The sequence below is a fragment of the Paenibacillus sp. 598K genome, from assembly GCF_003851045.1.
Classification (GTDB): Bacteria; Bacillota; Bacilli; order Paenibacillales; family Paenibacillaceae; genus Paenibacillus_D.
Genome location: NZ_BFBX01000131.1, coordinates 1 through 21,625, shown reverse-complemented (window position 1 = coordinate 21,625; position 21,625 = coordinate 1). Strand labels below are relative to the sequence as shown.

The window sequence follows — 21,625 nt, the reverse complement described above, 5'->3', positions numbered from 1 at the left end:
GGGGGTTAACTGTCAGCCGCTATCCTCCTCCAATCGGCAAATCATGTTCAGCACAAGTAAGTTCCAATTTAAAAAACCCTTATTTATTATACCTTCTCCGTTATCAGGGTCATAATATTCGTGCAGATCGCCATGCTTGGCAATATCGTCGCCGAGAAGGTGTAACGCTTGAGCGGTTAATCGGGCTGCCTCCTCCCGATACCCATACTGCATCAAGGCGTCGAACAGGATATACTGAACAACCATCCAGATCGGACCCAGCCAATTAGAGGGATTGCCCGTTGCCGCCACGGAATACATTTTTTCATGTCGTGCCAAGCTGCGAACCCCATACTTGCTCATGAACGTTTCGGGGTTGAACATATGCTTGGTCACCAACGCATGGGCTTGCGATGGATTCGGAATCCCCGCCCACATCGGTATGAAGCTGGCCCAGGATTGAATTTTGATGGGAACTGATTTCCAGGTGACGCCAAGCCCCATATGATACCCGCTTACTCTCGGATTGGCTCGATACGTTTTACAATTGACATCTACGGAGTAATAGATCTCCTCTCGACAATCCCAGCATTCTTCCTGGATGAGCGTCCCCAATGCCTCCGCTTCGGCGGAATAATAGCTTGCCTGATCCTCGTAACCGAGTGCCCGAGACAACTCGGCCAACGCTCCCAGCTCTTTAACCATAAACGCATTCAAGAAAAGGTTCGCTGACGAGTAGTGCGGTCGTCCAAAGGTAGCCGGATCGTTGTCTACGCCAATCATCACGTCGTCAGCCCACACAAACAGCTTGGATTCCGATTGATAGACAGCCTTATAGCATTCATAATAGCTTCGGAACTGATCGTACCTCTCATGGAGCCAGCTATAATCATCGATGGCTTGGCTGATCATGACCGCATTCAAGGCCAGACAAGGCTTGTGCATATTTACAGGGCTGCCATTGCGGTATAACACTCTGCTGTCTGCGTCCGAATCGGCAAAAAGCATAATTGGAATGTACCCGTCTTCCAATTGCGCATCCAAAAAATTCAGGACGCTTCCTTGAGCATGCCGGATATACAGCTCTTTTTCGCCAGCCTTGAGCGTTCCATCTCGATCCTTGAGCTGCACCATCTGCAATAGCGCCTGAACGGCAAAGTAACAATCCCAATCCCATAGATGATGCGCATACACCGCCCCGGGTACGACAAAGGGATGCTTGAGATTCCCTGCCGGGGCGTGCAGCATGTCCCCTCCTGCTTCCATTGCAAAACGCTTAACAACCTCTACTTTCTCTTGTAACGAGCCTGACTCCCACTGTATACTCACTGGAATTTCTCCTCTCTTAACCCTTGACGCTTCCCAATACAATCCCTTTTACAAAATACCGTTGCAGAAACGGATACACCACGAGAATAGGCAGCGACCCCAAAAAGATTTGCGCCGATTTGACGGTCCGATTGGATATTTCCTGCATGCCTGTCAGGCTCGACTGCGCCATGACGCTGAAATCTTGCTGCATTACGACCGTTTGCAAATACGTCTGTAAGGGATAATTTTCATTCCTGTTCATTAAGATCAGACCATCGAACCAAGCATTCCAATGATTCACCATCGTGAACAAGCATACGGTAGCAATCCCAGGCATGGAGATCGGAATGAAGATCCGAAGCATAATCTTGAAATGGCCGGCTCCATCGATAAACGCCGATTCCTCCAATTCCTTTGGCAAGTTCCGAAAGAAGTTCAGCAGCAAAATAATATTAAATACCGCTACAGCTCCAGGGAGCACCAAGGCCGCGAGAGAATCAATCAATCCAAAAAAGCGAATGGTCATGTACCATGGAATGAGGCCGCCGCTAATGAATATGGTGACGACAAAATACCAGGCGTAATAGCTTCTTGATTTAAAGGTTTTGGATTCCTTGGACAGAGGGTAGGCTGTCAATATCGTCAGCGCCATGGAAAGACTGGTCCCCAGCACCAAGCGCTGCACAGAAACGAGAAAGGCGTCCAGGAACTCTTTTTGACTCAAAATATGTTGGTAGGCGTTAAAATTCAGACCCACTGGCCAAAATTTCACCATTCCGGCCGCTGCAATCGACGGCGAGCTCAAGGACAGGGCAAATATATGGACAAGCGGCAAAATACACAGCAGCGCCAATGCGATGAGAAAGATATAGTTAAACCCGATAAACAATTTCCTTGATAACGACGGATACTCCATCTTGAGGGCCCCCTTTGGTTTTAGAAGATACGATATTTAACAAGTCTGTAGGCCAGATAATAAGAAATGCCAACCAGCACCAGGCTGACCACTGATTTAAACAAGCCTACCGCAGTAGCAAGACCATATTGCACATCGACCAAGCCGATCCGATACACTCTTGTATCGATGATGTCACCGGACTCATAGACCTGGGGGCTGTACAGATTGAATACCTGTTCGAAGCCGGCGTTCAACACATTCCCTAGCGACAGCGTAGCTACCAGCACGATGATGGGAAGCATGCCCGGCAGCGTAACGTGGATCGCCTGTTTGAACTTGCCGCCTCCGTCGACATAAGCGGCTTCATACAGGGAGGGATCGATCGAGGTAATCGCAGCCAGATATACAATCGTCGAGAAGCCAAACTCCTTCCACACATCCGAGAATACAAGCACAAATGGAAACCAGTCATTGCTTCCTAAAAAGAAGATCGGCTGTACGCCAAACCAGCCCAGAAATTGATTCACCAAGCCGCCTTCGGTCGACAAGATGTCGATGAGAATACCGCCAAGCAGCACCCATGACAGAAAATGAGGCAAGTAAATGAGCGTTTGAACGCCGCGTTTTACGATTCGGTTTTTCAATTCATTTAATAAAATGGCAATGACTATCGGGATCAGTTGGCCAGCCACAATTTTCATGGCGGAAATCGTTAACGTATTCCTGATAATGCGCTGAATGTCGGGGAGCTCCAGCATATATTCAAAATTTTGCAAACCTATCCAAGGGGAAGAAAACCAGCCTTGGCTCGGTATAAATTTTTGGAACGCCATGACGATTCCCGCGAGCGGAATGTAACTGAACATAAAAATAAGAATCACGCCCGGAATGAGCATCACATGCAGCGGCCAATTTCGCCATAATTTCGCCATATCATCATCGTCTCCGTTCTGTTTTTGTGCTGACTTTATCATAAAACATCCTTCGAATACCCTACTACGACACTCTGTTGCGTTCGTGATACTTTCTTGTTGAATCGAAACATGGGCGCAAAAAACAACAAACAAACCGACAATTCGCTGCCTGCGAGCGGTCGGTTTGTTGTATCGCCCTCTTATTGGCTAGTAAAATCAAAGTCCCAAATCTCTGCTGTAGTCAGTGCGTCGCCGTAGGATTCATAGCCAAAGTAAACGCTGCCCACCGCCGCTTTGCTCCAGTCGGGCTGAATACCGCTCCAGGTCAGGCCGCGCGCAACTTGGGCGATATCGATGTTGAAGGTACGGGTATCCCCCGGGGTCATCATGGCTTCTTGCACGAGCGGATGCGTCACGGGAATGCGATACATCTCGTAATCCGGCCCGGCTCCGTGAAAAATAATATTGGGGTCGGAATTAAAATCTCCGTAGGTCGTCACATAAGGAGAGATTTCTACGAAGCGCGGATAGTTGCGCCCTCCCTCGTAGGCTTCATTAAAGGCAAAGCCCAAAACCACTGCCGTCGAGGACTGCGGTACCCCGTGAATGTTTGGAGGACCGGACGAGGCGTCGTTCGCACTCGTTTCAGCATCTAAATACACGCTGGCCTTATAATATAGACTTCCTGTCGAGCCGATCACGGGAATGACATTTAACCCGCGATAAGCGCTCATCTGAAATCCGATAAAATTAAGGTCCGGGTCCCATTTGTCAGGGTTGTTGACATTATTGAGTACCCATTTCAACTTATACTTCGAGCTATCCGTCGGCAGAGGGCTCCATTGCTGGCCCCACCAGCTCGTATCTGCAGGCGTCCCTGCATTAAGCGCTGTATAATCCCAGTAGCGGGAAAAATCGCCGCCTGCATCGGTATAATCATGGTATTGGCTATCTGAGGCATAAACCCACACTTTCTTGGACATCCCGGGGTCCCAGGCAAAGCTGCCAGGAGACGCTTCGGACATCGTGCCCGAAGCTCCTCCTCCCATCAAGACTGCCAACGACATAACGATAGCTGACTTGCGCCAATTCAACCTCATCGTAGTCACCTCACAGTTTATTCATAGCGTGCAGAATATAGGCGGTACAAAAACATAGCGGCTTCTGCGCGTGTCGCAAGCGCGCGCGGAGCCAGCGTCTCTCCCTTGCCCTCGATCAGGCCCGCATCCACCAGCGAAGCAAGACTCTCGATCGCATAGTCAGCGATCTGATCTCGGTCCGTGAAGGGTGCCAGCGCATCCAGGCCTGTGCTCGTTTCTAACTGTTCCAGCCCTGTCAGAGCACGGGCGGCCATCACCATCATCTCCTGCCGCGAGATCGGCGCCCCCGGCTTGAACTCGCCAGCACCGGTGCCCGTAACCACACCGAGTCGCGCTGCCGCCCCGACCGTCTCGTAGTAATAGGCGTTCGACTCTACATCACGGAAGCTGGTGCCGGGCATCCCCGGAATGCCGAGCGCTCGGATGAGCAACGTCACATATTCGGCCCTGGTTACAGGCGCTGCCGGCGAGAACAGAGCTGTCGACGTGCCGTTAATGATCCCTTTTGCAGCGAGTGCATGGATCGCCGGACTGGCCCAGGCGTACTTACTCATATCAGAGAAGGACGTTGGCGCATAGGCAATCTGATAGCGCCCTGGAGCCTGAGCCTCAAATACCATCTCTCCCGACTCGGAATGGTATCTGCCGCTTGCAATAGACTGACGCGCCCCGTGACTGTCCGCTTGCCGAACCGTCAGAAATTCCGTATTCCGGCGTTCTGTCAATGTTGGAGTGTAGGGGACCCGGACCACCATCGGATGGATAAAGGTTGTCCACGGATTCCCCTTCTCATTGGCGCCATCCATCTGCCAACTGTCCCAGTTCAACGCTTGACTATCCAGTTGAACGTCCAGCAGCAGCTCCGGTTTAGCTCCCGTTTTCCCTGAGGCTGCCGCAGCGGACAGCTTGATCGTCAGTTGCTCGCCTGTCCCGATCCCCGCTGCTACCAGCCGTTCGATAGGGATCAAGATAACCGCCAGACGGGTCTTCACATGCAGATCGAAGCCTTTGCCCAAGTCGGCGACGACCTTCGCCGGGAGGTGAATTTCGTAGCCGGACGCACCTTCTACGAAGGCAACGTCCAGCGTCATCACGCGTCTGCCACGGTCGCTAGTCGCCGCGTATTTGCGGGCATCGGCCAGTGCATTCGCTGGAACCTCTGCGATTGCGGTGTCGCTGCCATCCTTAAGCAAGGGTCGTACGCTTATGCTCCCGTCTCCGTTCCCGATGGCCTGAGAGGTCGGCTGTGGTGGCGGAGTGGACGGAAGCGGAGTAACAGGAGGTACACTAGGCGTAGACGGATCCCCGCCTTCTGACGGCTTAGGGCTCAAGATTCGCAAGCCCGTGTAGCGATAAGCGCGGTCCGCATCGGAGAGCCCGAAGTCCAGACGCTCCAGCATCGTCCAGCGATACGGGTCTTGCCAGACATATGGCGGGGCTTCGCCCGATGCTCTAACCTCCACCAAAAGCTCAGTTCTCAGCCAGCTGCTTTCGGCTCGTACGATAGCAATCCCGGGTTTAAGGGCACGAATCGTTCCATTATTCGCCACCTCCACTACGCTGGCCTGGTCTGTTGTCCATCGAACTGTCTCACTCGCTTCAGACAGATTGCCGTTGTCCATAAGCACCTTGACCTGCGCTGTCCACTCTTCACCAGGCGCAAGCCGTGCATACGGCTGACTCGCGACCAGTGCGACCTGCTCTGGAAGCGCCTTGGCCGTGTAACGAAACGCCAGGTCGGCAACTGCTACTTTGCTCGGCGTCCCCTTGTGTGACAAGTACAAGTCGTTCAGTTCAATGGACTGCCCCCGGAATGACGATACATTGATCGAGACCTCCGTAAGACTGCCGTCATTCGATAACTGATATTCATTGTAGAACGGGTTGCGGCTATCCCACGATCGAATATAAAAGCTTGCACTCTGCTGCTCATCCGGCGCTTCATTCGTGAAGCCCAGCTTGCCCACCAAATATACTTCTTCCGCATCCGGGATGTGCAGCGTAGCTCTTCCGTTGATCGCTTCACTGGATGCCCCTCCCTCTATCATGAGAACATCCCTGTACGTTTGGCCATCTTCAAGCGCCATACTTTCGGCAATATAGGCACCACCAGCTTCGTGAACCGAACCGAATACAAACGGATCGTACGGCTCCGACCACCATGTGCCTCCCTGAGCGAACATCGGCAGCACATTCTCATAGTTATAATCATCCTCGTCTGGCGCGGCTACCTTGACATAAGTGCGTGTTATGGCGTCCGCAGTAATCAGGGTGATCGCCGCCCGCCCCGGCTTAAGTCCGGTAGCCGTGCCGTCTTCCGCCACGCGGACAATATCTGGCCGGTCCACTTCCCAACGGGCGCCTGGCTCCGGCATCCAACGCTCGCTGCTGCCGTCGGTAAAGTGCTTGTTCACCGTCAATACAGCAGATTGGGAAGCAGGGATCAACGTATTACTCTCGCTGAAGGATAAACGGGCGAATAACTTGTCCGCCTCCCGATCCTCGTAAGCCAGTCTCAAACCGGTCAGGTCGACTGCTGCTACCCCGGGATCCGCCTTGTCGCGAATGATGAAATCCAGTCGAATCTGTTGCCCTGCATAAGTATCCAGATTAACCTCAGCCGTCGCTCCGGCGGAAGTCGCAGCAAGATCGCTCTGATGGACGAACAGATTGGTCGTGCCTCTGTAACCCATCACAAATAACGTATTCGGAGTGCCTGGTGACGTACCTTGCGGATATTGGAAGTCTGCCACGACCTTGACACCCGCCCTTGCCGGCACATCCACCGTATGAATGGCGACCCCTACTTGCTCGCCTTCCATAAGCGGTTCAAGCCGATACACCTCACGGACCGCGCCATCCTGTCCAATGGCCTGCTCTTGCAGGCTTGCCGTGCCGTAGGCATTGCCCACTCCCAGCTCGAACGGGTTGTACCCGTTAACCGCTGACCAGGTACTCCACACGGTGTCAGGCTTTTGCAGGTCAGACATCATCCCGACCTCCAATGGCGCCTTCACCACGATTGTCAACGTGCCTGCGACACCGCCCACATTCGCCGTAATTTGCGCTTGACCGGCCGATTTTGCAAAGATTGTGCCTTGCCCGTCCACCTCAGCTACAGCCTCATCGGAACTGGACCACTGCGCAGGTTCGCGCATCTCATCCTCTGCGAAGTAATAGCCCTCTGGCGTAATGCCCATCACGGTAAGCGGAAGACGCGAGCCTGTCGAGAGCTCTCGGATACGCGCTTCGCGCTCGCCTGCCGCTTTTAGCGAGTCACTGGCAGTTAAGACGGCCAGTCGTGCCAGCACGGGGTCCGATACCGCAGCGGCGGGCAGAGGAAGCTTTTCTTTGTCTCCACTGAAAAAGACAAGCGTTTCCGGCCCGGTTGTTGTCACCTCCAGCAATCCGTCTGGTGAAGGTTGAACGAGCTCGTCCCGCAATACATTGTATTTGGGCAAGCCGTCTTTAAACCGAATCATTTCCGTTGATGCCTCTGGTATCGTAATGAACGAAAAATCGCTATTCGCTTCCACCTGTCGATTATAATCGCTGTATACATGCACACCTGCCAGCTTGGCGACATTTCGGTAGAATACCGGCGAAAGCAAGCGCGGCGCCCCAACCCAGATCGTCTGCGTATCACCGTCCGCCCGAAGCACTGCTGCGGCCTCGCCGTTCATGCGGCCGAGCACCTCCAGCCCGGTCGTCTCCGCAATGGTGAATACCGGCAGAGGCTTCGCTGCAGCTCCCAGCACCTCCCCTTCTGCAATGCCTTCCATCAGCGGCTGAGCAGTGTTCTCCGCAAGGATCGAATAGGTGCCCGCAGGCTGCTCGCTGATCGGCAGCCCGGTAATCTCGCGCATCGCATCCACACCTGTGCGGTCGATGCCGTCATCGTCGCGAGACCAGTAGCCGGGCGCATACAGCCAGAGGACCGTTTTACCCGAGGCATTCCATTGTTGTAATGCCCGCTTATCCGTCTGATCCAAGGCATAAGTATTCGCCATGATATACAGCTTGTACGGATCATCCTGGCCAGACAGCAGGTCCGATAGCAGGATCACATCATAAGGCGCCCCTGCCTTGGACAATTCGTTGCGCAGGAGGCGCAGCTCCTCGTTCAAGTAAGAGGAAGAGACCGATTGAACCATCTGCGAGAACTCGTCCACGACGAGTGCGATTTCAGCCTTGGCGAGCGAGCTGCCCGCGCCTGCCTTCGCGGGGTCCGAGGCGCTACTCCTTGCGTGCAGCTCGAGATTAGTCTCCGCCAGAGCGTTCATCTGTCCGATAGCATTCATCATCCGAGCATTGTTAAAATTGCCGTAGCCCGTATCGTCGTACCACCATTGGCCAAAGGACTTCGTCAGCGTATAACCGAAATTGCGCCACATCAAGGCCAGCGTCCCCTCGACATCTTTGGCCAGGGCCTCTGCTCCCCAATGATCGGAGCCGATGTGCGTCGCATAATCATCCTCGGCTACATAGAGCTTGCCGGCGCGCCGGATACTATCCATGGCACCATGGGCCGTAGAATAACCATTCAGATTGCGATGTACATAGTCAAACGGGGAAAAGAAAATATCCAGATTGTCGCTCTGCAGCATTTGCTCCAGCGCCAGTTGGCCTGACAGGGGGCTGTACTGGCCAAAAGCCATCGTATAACCGCTATAGATAGAGACAACCTTCTTGTCTGCCGTTTCTTCCTTGACAATAGCGGCTAACTTGTCTGTAACTACCGCTACTTGTTCGTTGGCATACTGGACATAATCCATGACCGCCCGACTGTTTTGAGCGTCCAGAAAATGCTCTCCTCCCTGCTTGGCAGGGATTTCAGCTGTATCAAACGAAACCTCAGGACTGTTCCACGCCTGCTGTAGCTTCTCGGCATCCTGCTCATACGCAGCAGCCAGCCATGAGCGGAAGGTTGCCGTATTGGCCGCGCTGCGATCAAAGTCGCGATTGGCCCAAGTGTCGGGATAAAACCACTCGCCCGTAGTTCCGGCCGTCAACTGGTAGCCAATAATGCGATTGCCTACGCGACTGGCTTCATATTGCCGAATCTGCTCGCGCAGGAACAGCTCCGCACGATTCAGCCATTCCTGCGAGCCAAAGGATACGGCTCCCCAAGAGGAAGCTGCATCTGCGTTCACTTCATCTGCATTATTGCGGTCAAAACCGAAGGTCGTATCGCTGCCTAACCACAAAACCGGCAGAAAATATGCTTTTTCGTCCTGCTTGGCTACCGTTTCCATGCTCGGCAGCCATACCTCGATGGTAGGAAAAGCCGTCGTATGGCGGGGCTGATAGATATGAATGCCCGACTCTTGCGCCGATTGCGTGAATCTCGGATAATGCTCCCATTGTGCCCAGGCAATGAACGGCTGCGGCTTGCCATTAATGTGCAAGGTTGGACTGCCCTCGTACAGCCTTACGTCTGCTGTACTCACCGGTTCAAAGCGTGTGCTTGCTTCCTGAGCCACCGCCTTCGGCAGGGGCAGCAGTGCTGCAAGAGGCTGAAGCAAAAGCAATAAAGCCAATAAAAATCCTGTGTTTTTTCTCAAAGGAAGCACTCCTCTTATTGTTGTCGTTCTGTCAGCTCACAGGAAAATTGATGCTTACCCTCCGGGATCATGAAGAGATCGCCGCTCGGCAAGCGGATCTCCGCTTCGGTTCCCGCCGGCACCTCGCAAGACAGCTCGAACCTGTCGTCTGCCGTACGCTGCCAGCTCACGAGCACCACGCCCTGAGGAATGGCAACTGCGCCTTCTGCCGACTTGAGCGGTCCAGGAGTAGGCGCAATCCGGATGCGGCTGTACCCCGGCCCGCCGGACTGCACGCCAAGAATCTCTGTCGTAAATTCATACAACGGCACGGCTCCCCATGCATGACAATCGCTGCGTTGACTAACCGGGTCCTCTACCCATGTCGTCAAGTTGAGCGCGGCTAGCTCGCGCCACGTATCCCATAACCCAAAGGAGCGGTCGTACATCCCTGCCTTTGCCAACGCCCGGAATTGAAAGAAAGCCATCGCATAAGATACCTTGGACAGCGCCCCGTCTGTCATCACTACGTCGAGGATACGCCGGGCTTCCTCTCCTTCTACCGCCCCGCAGAGGACAGCCCATATCTGGCAGTGCTGGCTATATTGCTCCAGACCCGGCCCGTCCTGATAGATTTTGCGATCCTTTGACCAGCATCGTTGGTTGGCCGCTTGGCAGATCGCGTCAGCGCGCGCCCGATACTCGGCTCCTGTCGATACTCTGCCGACGCTCTCATTTAACTCTGCCGCAAGACCAAGCGCTGTCGCATACATGAAATTATAGACAGTCATCGCACCTGCCTCATGGGCGGCGGGCACACCGGCCCGCTCGCGCCATTCCTCTACCCAGTCCACGAAGGGCCAGTATCCCTCCGGCATTTTGCCTACCAGTCCCAGACTGTCGATCCTGCTGTCGAACCACTGGAGCACCCCGTCCACGGTCGAGAGGTAAGCCCGGACTAACGCTTCATCCCCATAATGGAGGTAATGATCATGCACCATCATGACCCAATAGAGCGAGAAACCAGGGATGACCTGGGGCGACACCGAGGGGTAACGGCTTTGGAGCATCCCGTCGGGAAGCCGGGAGCTGTGGAAGTCGTAAATAGCCTTGCGGGCCAGACGGTCATCCGCACTAAGTACATAAGTGAACAACGCCTGCAGCCGAGTATCCATCGTGTATTGCAACTGCTCATAATACGGACAATCCTCGTACGTCTCATGCATGCAGCGTTGCAGGGTACGGGCGCTGATCTCCCAGAGAGGCGTCAATGTCTCGTCCGAGCTCTTAAAACTGGCCTTGATGTCCAGCGGATATCCCGTCTCCCGGTAACTGAAGCTGCATAGCCTGAGCGGCTCGTCTGCGGTCGCAATCTCGAGACGAATGTATCGAAAGGTGCGGAACCAGAAGGGCTCGTAGATTTCACCATTTCCGAAGCCGCCTACCTTGTAGCAGTCATATTCGCCGACCAGGATACCCGAAGCATCGTCGCGTTTGCCTTTTACGCGTCTGTTGATCGCTTCCGGCTTGCCGCTTTCGTAACACTCCGCATACAACAGCTTGATTTGACTGTCTCGACCGCCCAGCAATTCCAAGACAGGGTAACCTGTGGTCAATTCGCCCGCATCCAGCTCAACGACGACCTTCGCTCCTGCCGGAACCTCTAATGCTTGCAAGACTGCATCTTCAGGGTTCTGATAAAATGTGAAGCCAGACTCAGCTCCTTCCAGACGAGTAACGCTTTTGAAATACGCCGACGTTTCATACAGCGCAGGTATCGGACGGGGGGCCAGGCGCCACGGGGTCAAATGGCCATATGTCGGGTCCGCTACGGCAGATACGATTCTTGCTGGACGCCAGTCGAACGGTTGATTATTGGCGCTGCCGTCCAGGCAGTCCTGCCACCCCGGTACGGTATCCCCGCCGTTGACCCGCTCCATCCCGCCGACATAAAGCGTTTCCATAAAACTTGGTACAAACGTAATGGCACGATCGGCCAGACAGACCCACCGTTCATCCGTATGCAACGATTCTATAAGGTTGCCCGTGCCGTCCTGAACCGCGCCATCCAGCAAAAATGCTCCCCACTGCGACCTCCATATCGAGGCTGGCCCCCCATACCCGTCCACATCCAGCCCGAAGGGCGAATAGTGAAGCACCTTGGCCGCCAAAACGTTGCTGCCCGCTCGCAGGTACGCCGACAAGTCCACTTCCTCGTAATAATGCGTAGCTGCGTCTCCTTTGCAAGGACCGATGGCAACCGAGGCTCCGTTCAAATACAAACGGTATCGACTGTCTGCCGAGACGCGTATGTGAAGTTGCGACATCTCGGCCTCTGCGGCCGACAACTCGAAGCTGCGCCGAAAGTAAACCAGCTGATGGCGTCCAAACTGTCTGACCGCTGGCTTTTCATCCATCCATATCCATTTGCCTTGCTGATGCTGTGATTGCTTCTCCATTTCAGTACTCCTCCTGGCTTTGCATCCGTGCCATTCTGTAAGCTTGATTTCCGTCTGCCTGCATCAAGTCTGCAGTATACGGTTTAATAATAATTCCTTTCCTCACGTACAACTATGAGAATGTGTTGCTTTTCTGATAATCTGTTGCTGAGTTCACTTTTTCAACGAAGTCATGGGCTCTCCAGGCTTTCAGTCCAGCGAGCCCCTAGCCATTCAAATAAGGGGCTGTCCCAAAAGTAAGTTCGTCCGCTTGATGAGACAGCTCACTTGATGAATGAAAACGCCAATCATGAAGAAAAGGCAGTGCTAGGATGTTATCCCTGCACCGCCTTTTCTGCCTTTCGGTCTATTGCTGCCTTCTTGAGCAAATTGTGAGCAAGCGAAAGCCACCCGACCTCAAGGCTTACTTTCGGCAAGCCTCGAAGCAGAAAACGCCGGAACCCTCTGTTGTTCTTCATTTGCCCAAACACGCTCTCGGGTTCAATCATCCTCCGAACTGCTAACGCGTATCCTTCTTCGCTTCTAAGTTTCTCGCGGGCTTGTTCCTTGTAGCGTAAATACGTCATACTTACACTGATTTCGCGATTTCCTTTCGATTTTGTACAAGCTTCTTTAAGCGGACACCCCTCACAACTTTTGCTCCGATAATGCCGTTTTCTTAGCTCATATCCACTTTCCGTTTTCTCCTTACTTTCATAACGGAACAGCAGTTTTTGTCCTGCCGCACATGTCCACGTGTCTTCGGTCTCGTCGTACTGCCAGTTGTCTAGCTTGCTGATATCTTGCTTCCACTTCTTTGTTTTTTCCTTGTGGTAGGTGCTGTACTTCACCAATGCTTCCAATTGTTCGCTTTCCAGATAAGCGTAGTTTTCCTCACCACCGTATCCAGCGTCCGCAATAACCGTTTTCGGCAACTTCCCGAGCGCTGCTTTCACCTTCTCCAAGTGAGGTTTTAGGCAACGCGTATCTGTCGGACGTTGATGCAAGCTGTATCCGATAATGAACTGGTTCTCTGTCCCGATCTGTACATTGTAGCCAGGCTTAAGTTGTCCATTACGCATGTGATCTTCTTTCATCCGCATGAATGTAGCGTCATGATCGGTCTTGCTGAAACTGTTTCGTTCACCAAGAACCTCTTGCTGGGCTTCGTATTTCTGTAGACGTGGCAACAGATCCTTACGAAGGACACGTACCGCTTTCTTAAGTGGCTTGTCCTTTGGCCTGGCTTGTAATTTTGCTTCCAATTGCTGAACCGCCGACGCTAACTTTTCGCTGGTCAGCTCAGTTGCTTCGCCAAGCTCAGCCAGATCTTGTCCGGCTTGCTCCTGCTCTTCTTGTTTTTCCGCCGCTTCAATGGTGGCAAACAACGTCTGTACTTTTTCTTGAAGTTTAGCTTTCTGTTTCACGACTGCCTTGCCCCAGACGAACGTGTACCGATTCGCATTCGCTTCGATTTTAGTACCATCGACAAAGTAATGCTCAAGCTTCACATACTTTTCTTCAACAAGAAACTGGAGCACGCTAGTGAAGACGGTCTCCAATATGTCTTTCATCCGCTCGGAACGGAAGCGATTGATGGTGCGGAAATCTGGACGTTGTCTACCAGCAACCCACATAAACATGACGTTTTCCCTGACAGCCTTGGCAATCTGGCGAGAAGAGTACATTCGTTGTGTGTAGGCATATAGGATCACTTTGGTGAGCATTTTGGGGTGATAGCTGTCTCGCCCCCCGCCTGGATAAGCCTCCCGAAAGATGTTGTCATCCAAGCGATTGACGGCTTCGTTAACTACGCGAACGAGGTGTTTGGGAGGAATGTCGTCCTCCAAATCCATTGGCAGATAAAGTTGATCCATGGTATATTGAATGTACAAAAGAAACCTCTCCTTTGGTGTGTGGTTGGGTGGTACCTCCATTTTACCAGAGATAGGTTTCTTTTTGTTTTACAAGTTGAAGAAGGGGCGCCCCTCAGTCATCTGACGATGACTTTTGGGACAGCCCCTTATTTGAATCTCGCTTCGCTATCAGCCGCTACCGAATCTCTGACGGGCTCTTGCCCGTATATTGCTTGAACTGGCGGCTGAAGAAAAAAATATCCCGGTAGCCCAAAGCGTCGGCCACCTCGGTCACATTCATCCCGGCATGCATGAGCAGATGCTGCGCCCGATCGATCCGCGTCTGGATCATGTACGACTGTACCGACATCCCGATCAGCTGCTTGAAGCGGGTGGAGAAGTAGCGCGGCGACAGCTGCGCGCGCATCGCCAAATCCTCGATCCGGTGCGGGATGCCAGGGTTCTGACGGATATAGTTGGCGATCTCGTGAATCGCCTCGGTCAGCTGATTGCTTACATTTTTCTCCACTGGCCCATCGATATCCTGACGGAGCAACATGATCAGCAGCTGCTTGAGGATCAGCCTCGCTTCCTCTTCGGCAGCGAACGTCTTGACGAGGAACAGCCGCACATAACGCGACAGCAGATGCTCGAAGTCGACCGTCTCCTGCATCACCCGATAAGGCTTGGGCACCTCGCTTGCCGGCTCGCTGACATCGAAGTGAATATACGTGAGGACCAGCGGACGCTGCGGCTCGTGCGTGGCGCTCGTATGGTCTCCCGGTCGGAACAGGAAGCAGCTGCCCTTGCTCACCTGGTACGGCTTATCGTTTAAGATGACCTCGCCCTGGCCGCTCCAGACGTAGAACAGATCATAGTTGGCCAGCGGCTTCTCCCTCTTCTGCCAGCGCCATCCCGGCTCGCATACGATCTTTGCGAAGGCGGGCTTCAAGATTAACGTCGAAGGCTCTGAATGCAACATTCCCGACAGTACGCTCCTTCCGGACCTCTAGACTCGCACATGACAGGCCAGCTTGCAGTCCTGTCTTCTTTTGCCATCATACAATACTTCAAAAAGCGCGCGCAACTCGCAAAAATGTGATCGAAGTTATGTCGTTTGCAAATGATTAATGTTATAATACACCCGATAGGCACGGAAATGAGCTGGAAGGATGGAGTATATTTCATGAACTTACTTGCCAAGCAGTTGAACGAGACGCTTCAATCGGAAAATGCGCACATTTTCGACATGCTGTCGGGAATCGGCAAAGCCATTTATTTTCCCAAGGTAGGTATCCTGAGCCAGTCGGCGGAAGCTGCCGCCAAGGCCAAAAAGTACAACGCAACGATCGGTATCGCCACCGAGGGCGGACAACCGATGCACCTCAAGTCCATCCAAGACACGTTGTCCGCTTACGAGCCCAAGGACATTTATCCATATGCGCCGCCTGCCGGCAAGCCGGAGCTGCGCAAGCTCTGGCGCGAGAAGATGCTGCAGGAAAATCCATCGCTCAGCGGCAAGTCGTTCGGTCAGCCCGTCGTCACCAACGCGCTGACGCACGGCCTGAGCATCGTCGCCGATCTGTTCGCCGACGTCGGCGACGCCGTCATCATCCCGGACAAAAACTGGGAGAACTATGAGCTGACCTTCAGCGTCCGTCGCGGGGCAGAGATGATCGAGTACCCGCTCTACAATGAACAAAACCGCTTCAACAGCGCCGGACTGCGCGAGAAGCTGTTGGCTCAGCAAGGCCGCGGCAAAGCAATCGTTATCCTCAACTTCCCGAACAATCCGACCGGCTACACGCCGACTCGTCAGGAAGGCGCGGAGATCGTCGCCGCGATCCAGGAAGCGGCCGAAGCCGGGATCAACGTCGTGGCAGTCACAGACGACGCTTACTTTGGCCTCTTCTTCGAGGACTCCCTGCACGAGTCGCTCTTCGGCCAGCTCGCCGACCTGCATCCGCGCGTCCTGGCGATCAAGGTCGACGGCGCAACCAAGGAAGAGTATGTGTGGGGCTTCCGCGTCGGCTTCATCACCTACGCATCGCCTTCCGAGGAAGCACTGAAGGCGCTGGAGGCCAAGACGCTCGGCATCATCCGCGCGACGATCTCCAGCGGACCGCATCCGTCGCAGACATTCATCCTGCGGGCGCTGCAAGCGCCGGACTTCGACGAGCAGCGTCGCGTCAAGTTCGACATCATGAAGCGCCGCGCCAACCGCGTCAAGGATCTACTCGACAGCGGACGTTATGGCGAGGTGTGGGAGTACTATCCGTTCAACTCCGGCTACTTCATGTGTCTGAAGCTGAAGGGGGTATCGGCCGAGGCTGTCCGCACGCGTCTGCTCGATGCTTATGGCGTCGGCACGATCGCACTCGGCGAGACTGACCTGCGAGTCGCCTTCTCCTGTATCGAGGAGCTCCATCTCGAGGAGCTGTTCGACACGATCCATCAGGCCGTCCAAGATGTAGCGCAGGCATAAGGCAGCGCACGCAGCGGCGCGTTTCGGCGCTCGAGCGCAAGAAACTTTCGCTTGCGCGCCCTCATCGGCGCTTCATGGAAAGACCCTCCATCCCCGCGCGGGAATGGAGGGTCTTTTTTTTACAATCTTCGCGACGCAAAAGCTCTAGCCCCCAGCACCCTGGTACTTGTTGACGCCGCGCATCCAGACGACGTAGCCGAGCCAGTAGACGAGCGGTCCGACCGCCGGGACGAGCCACATCCCCCAGGCTGGCAGCAGCAGGCTGTCCTTGCCGAGCAGGTAGGCAGCAGGGTAGTAGTTGACGAAGGCAAACGGGACGACGAAGGTGAGCAGGATCTGGATGAAGCTGCCGAAGATCGGCAGCGGATACGAGATGAACTCCTTGAGCCGGAAAAACAGCTGGAACAAAAAACCTGTGCGTACCCAGACGAACGCGGATGCGCCGATCGCCGACATCAGTCCGGCCTGGATTAGCGCCCCGCCGATGACGGCAAGCGCCACATAGAGCACGCTCCACCAGCTCCAGGACACCTCCAGTACGGACAAGGCCCATAGCAGCACCGAGCCCGAGATGAGCAAATGGGCGATATAGGCCAGATTGAACCCTCTGCTGATATGGTACAGGTACGGGTTCAGCGGCTTCACGAGCAGCGCGTCGAGTGTCCCGGCTTGCACCTGCCCCTCCAGCGACTGCATCTGTACGAAGGAGACCGAAGCGCCGAGCGCATACGTGAACAGGCCAAAGCTGTACAGCAGGGCAATCTCCGGCCACGTCCAGCCGGCGAGCGCCTGGAACTTGCTGATGAAGATCCACAGGACGACATACTCGCCTGCGTAGCTGATCAGCTGCGCGATGATGCCGAGCAGGAAGTCGCCCCGGTAGATCAATCGCTCCTTTACGAGCAGCCGCAGCAGCGTACCTATTAATTGAATAGACATAACCTCTCAGCCTCTCCCCCACACATTATCCACCTTGGACGACCAGACGACGGATGGCGCGATGCCAGAGCCAGCTCGTCAATGCGATCAGCGCCGCTACCCAGCCCAGTCCGATCCCGAGTACGCCCCGCATCTGCGCAGGCGTAACCTCGCCCAGATAAATCGCCGCCGGGATGAAGCCAAGGTACTGGAAGGGCAGCCACTCGGCGAGCGTGCGCCAGCCGTCCGGGAAAAACCAGAGCGGAATAAACGAACCCGCGAACACAAGCCGCAAGCCCGACAAAATCCAGCTCAGCGAGAAATGATTCATCAGCCAAAAGGCTAGCAGCGACACCAGATATCCTAGCAAAAAAGACAGCAGTACAGCCAATAGCAGGCAGATAATGAACATCAGCATATGAAGCCCGCTCGCAGGCGGCAAAAACCCGAACCAGAGCACAGCGATCAGCAGGGACGGCACAACGGTAAACACCAGCTGATAGGCGGCTTGTCCGAGGCCGTTCGAGAGCAGGTAAAGCGGGTACGATAACGGGCGGATCAGCTCGCCGGCGATCGAGCCGGACTTCAGACTGGCATCGACCTGACCGCTAATATGATGCAGCAAGAGCGTCAGCAGCAGCGTATTGAGGATGCTGTAGGTGATCATCTGTTCCAGCGAGATGCCGTCCATCCTGCCGCTGCCGAGCACAGCTCGCCAGATCTCGGTCTGGATCAGGATCGCGATCAGATTGCCGAGCAGCCGCAGCCACACCTCGGCCCGATAGCTGAGTTGATTGGTAAAAGCCTTCATTCCGAACTTGGCATAAGTTATCACGATCGCGCCTCCGTCAACTGATTTGCGTCTTGCGCTTGTCTTCCTCGGCCAGCTGCTGGTATAGACGGCGGATGACGCTGTCGATATCGGCCCCCTCCAGCGACACGTCCTCTACGGGATAGCGCTGCGCCATATGACTGATCAGCTCAAAGACGGCGGTGCCGCCTCGCGAGGTCAGGAATGTTTTGCGCACACCCTCGTCCTCGATCAGCGTCAACCCGTCGACGTCAACCTCGCCAGGGTCGTGGCGGAAGTCAATCGTCACCTGCTGCTCGTTGCCCAGCTTTTGCCGCAGACTCGCGACCGTCCCGTCGTAGACAAGATTGCCTTTATTGACGACGAGGATGCGCGGACAGATCGCTTCGATGTCCTTCATATCATGGGTCGTCAGGATGATCGTCACCTTCTTCTCCCGGTTCACCGTACGCAGGAACTCGCGGATGTGATCCTTGGCCACGATGTCCAGCCCGATCGTCGGCTCGTCGAGGAACAGCACTCTCGGCTCATGCAACAGCGACATCGCGATCTCGACGCGCATCCGCTGACCGAGGCTGAGCTGGCGGACGGGCCTGTCCAGGAAGTCGGCGAGACCAAGCAGCTCCGTGCATAGCTCCACATTGTCCCGATACTGACGCTCCTCCAGCTTGTAGATCGAGCGGTGCAGGTCGAAGGAATCGAGCACCGGCAAGTCCCACCACAGCTGACTGCGCTGGCCGAAGACGACGCCGATCTGGCGGGCGTTCGTCTTGCGCGACAGATGCGGGACATTACCCATGACGCGCAGCGCTCCCTCTGTCGGGACGAGGATGCCGGTCATCATCTTGATCATCGTCGACTTGCCCGCGCCATTCGGACCGAGATAGCCGACCGCCTCGCCCTCCTCGATCGAGAAGCAGATGTTATGAACCGCCGTCTCCTCCGTGTATTGTCTGGTGAACAAGCTTCGCACCGCTCCTGCCAGTCCAGGGAAACGCTTGTACTGTCGGTAGATCTTCGTAATGCCATCAACTTCGATGATCGCCATGACGCCCCTCCAATTGGATGATTCATCCATTATAACGTAGCGGCTGTCAATTGCCACCTTAAAAAAAGCTAAAAAACCGTTTCCTTCGACAAACGAAGGAAACGGTCGCAGTCTATCTCTTCCGAGACTAGTCATCGTCAGGAGCCGCCAGCTGTCGCTGCGTACGGCGCGGCAGCAGCACCAGCACATACAGCGCGGCCAGGATGGCTGCGGCAGCAGCCGCCGCGTACAAGCCCTGCCCGATCAGTCCGGCAGCCAGGGGCAGCCACATCAGGCAGGCGCAGAGCGCCGCCGTAGCTCGCACGGCCCCGACTGCCGATGCCTGGCGAGTCGCCTCCGGCAGCGGATAGATGTGCCGCCATACTGCGTGACGATGGATCATCGTCACCGAGCGCGCCTGCACGCTGACGATGAAGACGAACAGTAGATAAGCCGCCGCCGCTCCCCACCCTTCCAGCAGTCTGCCGCTCCCCGTCAGATAACCGACTATTCCGCCGAGGACGACGAGACGGGTGAGGATGCCGCCGATCTCCGAGCGCGTCATCGTATAGCCGAACAGATAGCGGTACGCGTGGCTGCCGCTGTACGATACGCGGGCCGCCAGCCAGGCCAGGTAGCGGCGCCGATGGACGCGCGGGGCCAGTACAGGCACATCGATGAACGCCCCGAGGAATCGGTAGTACCGCCGTCTCGTCGCCTGCTCCTCTTCGATCAGACGCTCCCAGGGAAAGTGATGCTGGCGCGGCTTACGCAGCCATAGCGCATAAGCGATACTGGCGAGCGAGATGAACAGCAGCGAGCGCCCCATCGTCATGTCGGGATCGAGCAGGATCGTGATCATCGCGGCATGCAACAGCCAGCGCACGACCCGGGACGTCCAGCGCGCGCCCGGCCAGGCCATACGGCGCTCCGTCCAGACATGATGCATGTTGAGCAGCTTGAGCAGTGTCAGGACAAGCGCGATGATGCCGATCGTATAATCATGCGTCACGATCCGATCATAGAGCGGCCAGTAGACCGCGAGCGCGAGCAACAGCAGCAGCAGTGTCGCAGCGCCGTTATAGATGACCGCCCGTCGTATGTATGCGCCCATCTCCGACTCGCGCGGCATCAGGAATACCGTATCCGCCGGGTGCAGCCAGGTGCGCAGCGGACTCCAGCTCAGCACAGGCGTCAGCAGCAGCACGCCGACCGCCAGCGCCGGGAAGCCTGGCGGCGGCTCGCGGAGCAGCGTGCCGTAGCCGATCGCCGTCAGGATGAGCAGGAGGACGACAAAGCCCGGGAAGCCGCTCTGCGCCATGAAGCGAAGATACGGGAAGATCTCCCGCCGGAATGCGGCTGCCCGCTCTCCCCATAGCTGATCAAGCGCGCGGCGCATCGCCGTCACCTGCCATCGCCAGTCGGTAAAACGCCTCTTCGAGCGAAGCGCCCGGCAGCCCGGTCTGCTCGCGGATCTGAGCCAGTGTACCCTGGGCGGCCATCCGCCCCTGATGGACGATCAGGAAGCGGTCGCAATACGCCTCGACGGTCGCCAGGATGTGTGAGCTCATGAGGATCGCAGCGCCGCTGGCCTTGACCTCCACCAGCCGTTCCAGCAGCGAGCGGATGCCGAGCGGGTCAAGGCCGAGGAACGGCTCGTCGATGATGTACAACGCAGGCTCGGGCAGCAGCGCGTTCATGATCATCACCTTCTGGCGCATTCCCTTGGAGAGATGGCCGGAGAAGGCGTCCTTCTTCGGCTTCATATGGAACTCCTCCAGCAGTCGGCCGCTCCGTTCCCGATACACCGCTTCGTCGACGTCGTAGGCCATCCCTGTCAGCCGCAGATGCTCCTGCACGGTCAACTCGTCGAAGAGCACCGGGTTCTCAGGGACGTAGGCAAAGGCCGATCGGTACTGCTCGGGCGAAGCCTCAAGCGTCGTGCCGTTGATCCGGATCTCGCCACGATGCGGCTTCATCAGCCCGAGGATATGCTTGATCGTCGTACTTTTGCCGGCGCCGTTCAGTCCGATCATGCCGACCATCTCACCCGGCTTGATCGAGAAGCTCAGATCGTGCAGCACCGGCCTACGCGGGCTGTAGCCGCCGGTGAGTCCGTTCACTTGCAATATCGTATCCATACGTTGCCTCCTCTCGTCCGACGTTTACGGCTCTTGCCGTTTAGCCTCCGCCGCAGCGTCGCGCTTGGCCTTCAGCCAGCGCGGCGCGCCCTTGTCTTTGGCGACTTCCTTTTTGCGCGGTTTCTTGGCCGCAGGCGGGGCAGCCTTGCCGCTCGGAAGGGCAGCAGCGCGGTCACGCCGCGGCTTGCCAGCGCTCGCAGGTGA

At 55.6% G+C, this 21,625-nt stretch carries 14 protein-coding genes and 1 pseudogene; 1 reads left to right on the top strand and 14 read right to left on the bottom strand.

The window, feature by feature from the left end:
* Positions 1-12 precede the first annotated feature (12 nt).
* The 8 genes from PA598K_RS30135 to PA598K_RS30100 all read right to left on the bottom strand — a co-directional run bounded on the left by PA598K_RS30135 (position 13) and on the right by PA598K_RS30100 (position 15,021).
* A complete protein-coding gene (locus PA598K_RS30135; RefSeq protein WP_128660495.1) occupies positions 13-1,308 on the bottom strand; it encodes an MGH1-like glycoside hydrolase domain-containing protein in 1,296 nt (431 codons plus the stop codon).
* A 16-nt stretch (positions 1,309-1,324) separates the two neighbouring features.
* A complete protein-coding gene (locus tag PA598K_RS30130) occupies positions 1,325-2,206 on the bottom strand; it encodes a carbohydrate ABC transporter permease (RefSeq protein ID WP_128660494.1) in 882 nt (293 codons plus the stop codon).
* A 20-nt stretch (positions 2,207-2,226) separates the two neighbouring features.
* Positions 2,227-3,120: an ABC transporter permease gene (locus PA598K_RS30125; RefSeq protein WP_128660493.1), complete on the bottom strand. Its 894-nt coding sequence runs from the start codon at positions 3,118-3,120 to the stop codon at positions 2,227-2,229.
* Positions 3,121-3,302: 182 nt separating this feature from the next.
* On the bottom strand, positions 3,303-4,202 hold the full coding sequence (locus tag PA598K_RS30120; RefSeq protein ID WP_128660492.1) for a hypothetical protein: 900 nt from the start codon (positions 4,200-4,202) through the stop codon (positions 3,303-3,305).
* Positions 4,203-4,219: 17 nt separating this feature from the next.
* Positions 4,220-9,766 (bottom strand): S-layer homology domain-containing protein, encoded by a 5,547-nt coding sequence (locus PA598K_RS30115; RefSeq protein WP_128660491.1) that lies wholly within the window; start codon positions 9,764-9,766, stop codon positions 4,220-4,222.
* A gap of 14 nt (positions 9,767-9,780) precedes the next feature.
* A complete protein-coding gene (locus tag PA598K_RS30110) occupies positions 9,781-12,204 on the bottom strand; it encodes an alpha-L-rhamnosidase-related protein (protein ID WP_128660490.1) in 2,424 nt (807 codons plus the stop codon).
* 314 nt (positions 12,205-12,518) lie between these two features.
* Positions 12,519-14,078 (bottom strand): IS1182 family transposase, encoded by a 1,560-nt coding sequence (locus tag PA598K_RS30105; protein ID WP_128660489.1) that lies wholly within the window; start codon positions 14,076-14,078, stop codon positions 12,519-12,521.
* Between the two features lie 157 nt (positions 14,079-14,235).
* Positions 14,236-15,021, bottom strand: a complete 786-nt coding sequence (locus tag PA598K_RS30100) for a helix-turn-helix domain-containing protein (RefSeq protein ID WP_128660488.1) — start codon at positions 15,019-15,021, stop codon at positions 14,236-14,238.
* 204 nt (positions 15,022-15,225) lie between these two features.
* Between PA598K_RS30100 and PA598K_RS30095 the strand changes: the two genes are divergently transcribed.
* Positions 15,226-16,524: an aminotransferase class I/II-fold pyridoxal phosphate-dependent enzyme gene (locus PA598K_RS30095; protein WP_128660487.1), complete on the top strand. Its 1,299-nt coding sequence runs from the start codon at positions 15,226-15,228 to the stop codon at positions 16,522-16,524.
* Positions 16,525-16,668: 144 nt separating this feature from the next.
* On the opposite strand, the gene PA598K_RS30090 is transcribed toward PA598K_RS30095, so the two are convergent.
* The 6 genes and pseudogenes from PA598K_RS30090 to PA598K_RS37470 all read right to left on the bottom strand — a co-directional run.
* Positions 16,669-17,463, bottom strand: coding sequence for an ABC transporter permease (locus PA598K_RS30090; protein ID WP_128660486.1), 795 nt, complete (start codon positions 17,461-17,463; stop codon positions 16,669-16,671).
* A 25-nt stretch (positions 17,464-17,488) separates the two neighbouring features.
* Positions 17,489-18,277, bottom strand: a complete 789-nt coding sequence (locus PA598K_RS30085; RefSeq protein ID WP_128660485.1) for an ABC transporter permease — start codon at positions 18,275-18,277, stop codon at positions 17,489-17,491.
* A gap of 13 nt (positions 18,278-18,290) precedes the next feature.
* Positions 18,291-19,301 (bottom strand): ABC transporter ATP-binding protein, encoded by a 1,011-nt coding sequence (locus PA598K_RS30080; RefSeq protein ID WP_128660484.1) that lies wholly within the window; start codon positions 19,299-19,301, stop codon positions 18,291-18,293.
* Positions 19,302-19,428: 127 nt separating this feature from the next.
* Positions 19,429-20,679 carry an ABC transporter permease gene (locus PA598K_RS30075; protein WP_128660483.1) on the bottom strand — a complete coding sequence of 417 codons (1,251 nt, stop codon included), beginning with the start codon at positions 20,677-20,679 and terminating at the stop codon, positions 19,429-19,431.
* Positions 20,663-21,421 carry an ABC transporter ATP-binding protein gene (locus PA598K_RS30070; protein WP_128660482.1) on the bottom strand — a complete coding sequence of 253 codons (759 nt, stop codon included), beginning with the start codon at positions 21,419-21,421 and terminating at the stop codon, positions 20,663-20,665. The genes PA598K_RS30075 and PA598K_RS30070 overlap by 17 nt, the downstream gene beginning before the upstream one ends.
* 24 nt (positions 21,422-21,445) lie before the next feature.
* Positions 21,446-21,625 (bottom strand): annotated as a pseudogene (locus PA598K_RS37470) (hypothetical protein); the annotation flags it as partial.

What these genes read in the sequence shown, in the direction of transcription:
- PA598K_RS30130 (WP_128660494.1), bottom strand. Translation starts at nt 2,206, where the DNA reads ATGGAGTATCCGTCGTTATCAAGGAAATTGTTTATCGGGTTTAACTAT.
- PA598K_RS30125 (WP_128660493.1), bottom strand. Translation starts at nt 3,120, where the DNA reads ATGGCGAAATTATGGCGAAATTGGCCGCTGCATGTGATGCTCATTCCG.
- PA598K_RS30120 (WP_128660492.1), bottom strand. Translation starts at nt 4,202, where the DNA reads ATGAGGTTGAATTGGCGCAAGTCAGCTATCGTTATGTCGTTGGCAGTC.
- PA598K_RS30110 (WP_128660490.1), bottom strand. Translation starts at nt 12,204, where the DNA reads ATGGAGAAGCAATCACAGCATCAGCAAGGCAAATGGATATGGATGGAT.
- PA598K_RS30100 (WP_128660488.1), bottom strand. Translation starts at nt 15,021, where the DNA reads ATGTTGCATTCAGAGCCTTCGACGTTAATCTTGAAGCCCGCCTTCGCA.
- PA598K_RS30095 (WP_128660487.1), top strand. Translation starts at nt 15,226, where the DNA reads ATGAACTTACTTGCCAAGCAGTTGAACGAGACGCTTCAATCGGAAAAT.
- PA598K_RS30090 (WP_128660486.1), bottom strand. Translation starts at nt 17,463, where the DNA reads ATGTCTATTCAATTAATAGGTACGCTGCTGCGGCTGCTCGTAAAGGAG.
- PA598K_RS30080 (WP_128660484.1), bottom strand. Translation starts at nt 19,301, where the DNA reads ATGGCGATCATCGAAGTTGATGGCATTACGAAGATCTACCGACAGTAC.
- PA598K_RS30075 (WP_128660483.1), bottom strand. Translation starts at nt 20,679, where the DNA reads ATGCGCCGCGCGCTTGATCAGCTATGGGGAGAGCGGGCAGCCGCATTC.
- PA598K_RS30070 (WP_128660482.1), bottom strand. Translation starts at nt 21,421, where the DNA reads ATGGATACGATATTGCAAGTGAACGGACTCACCGGCGGCTACAGCCCG.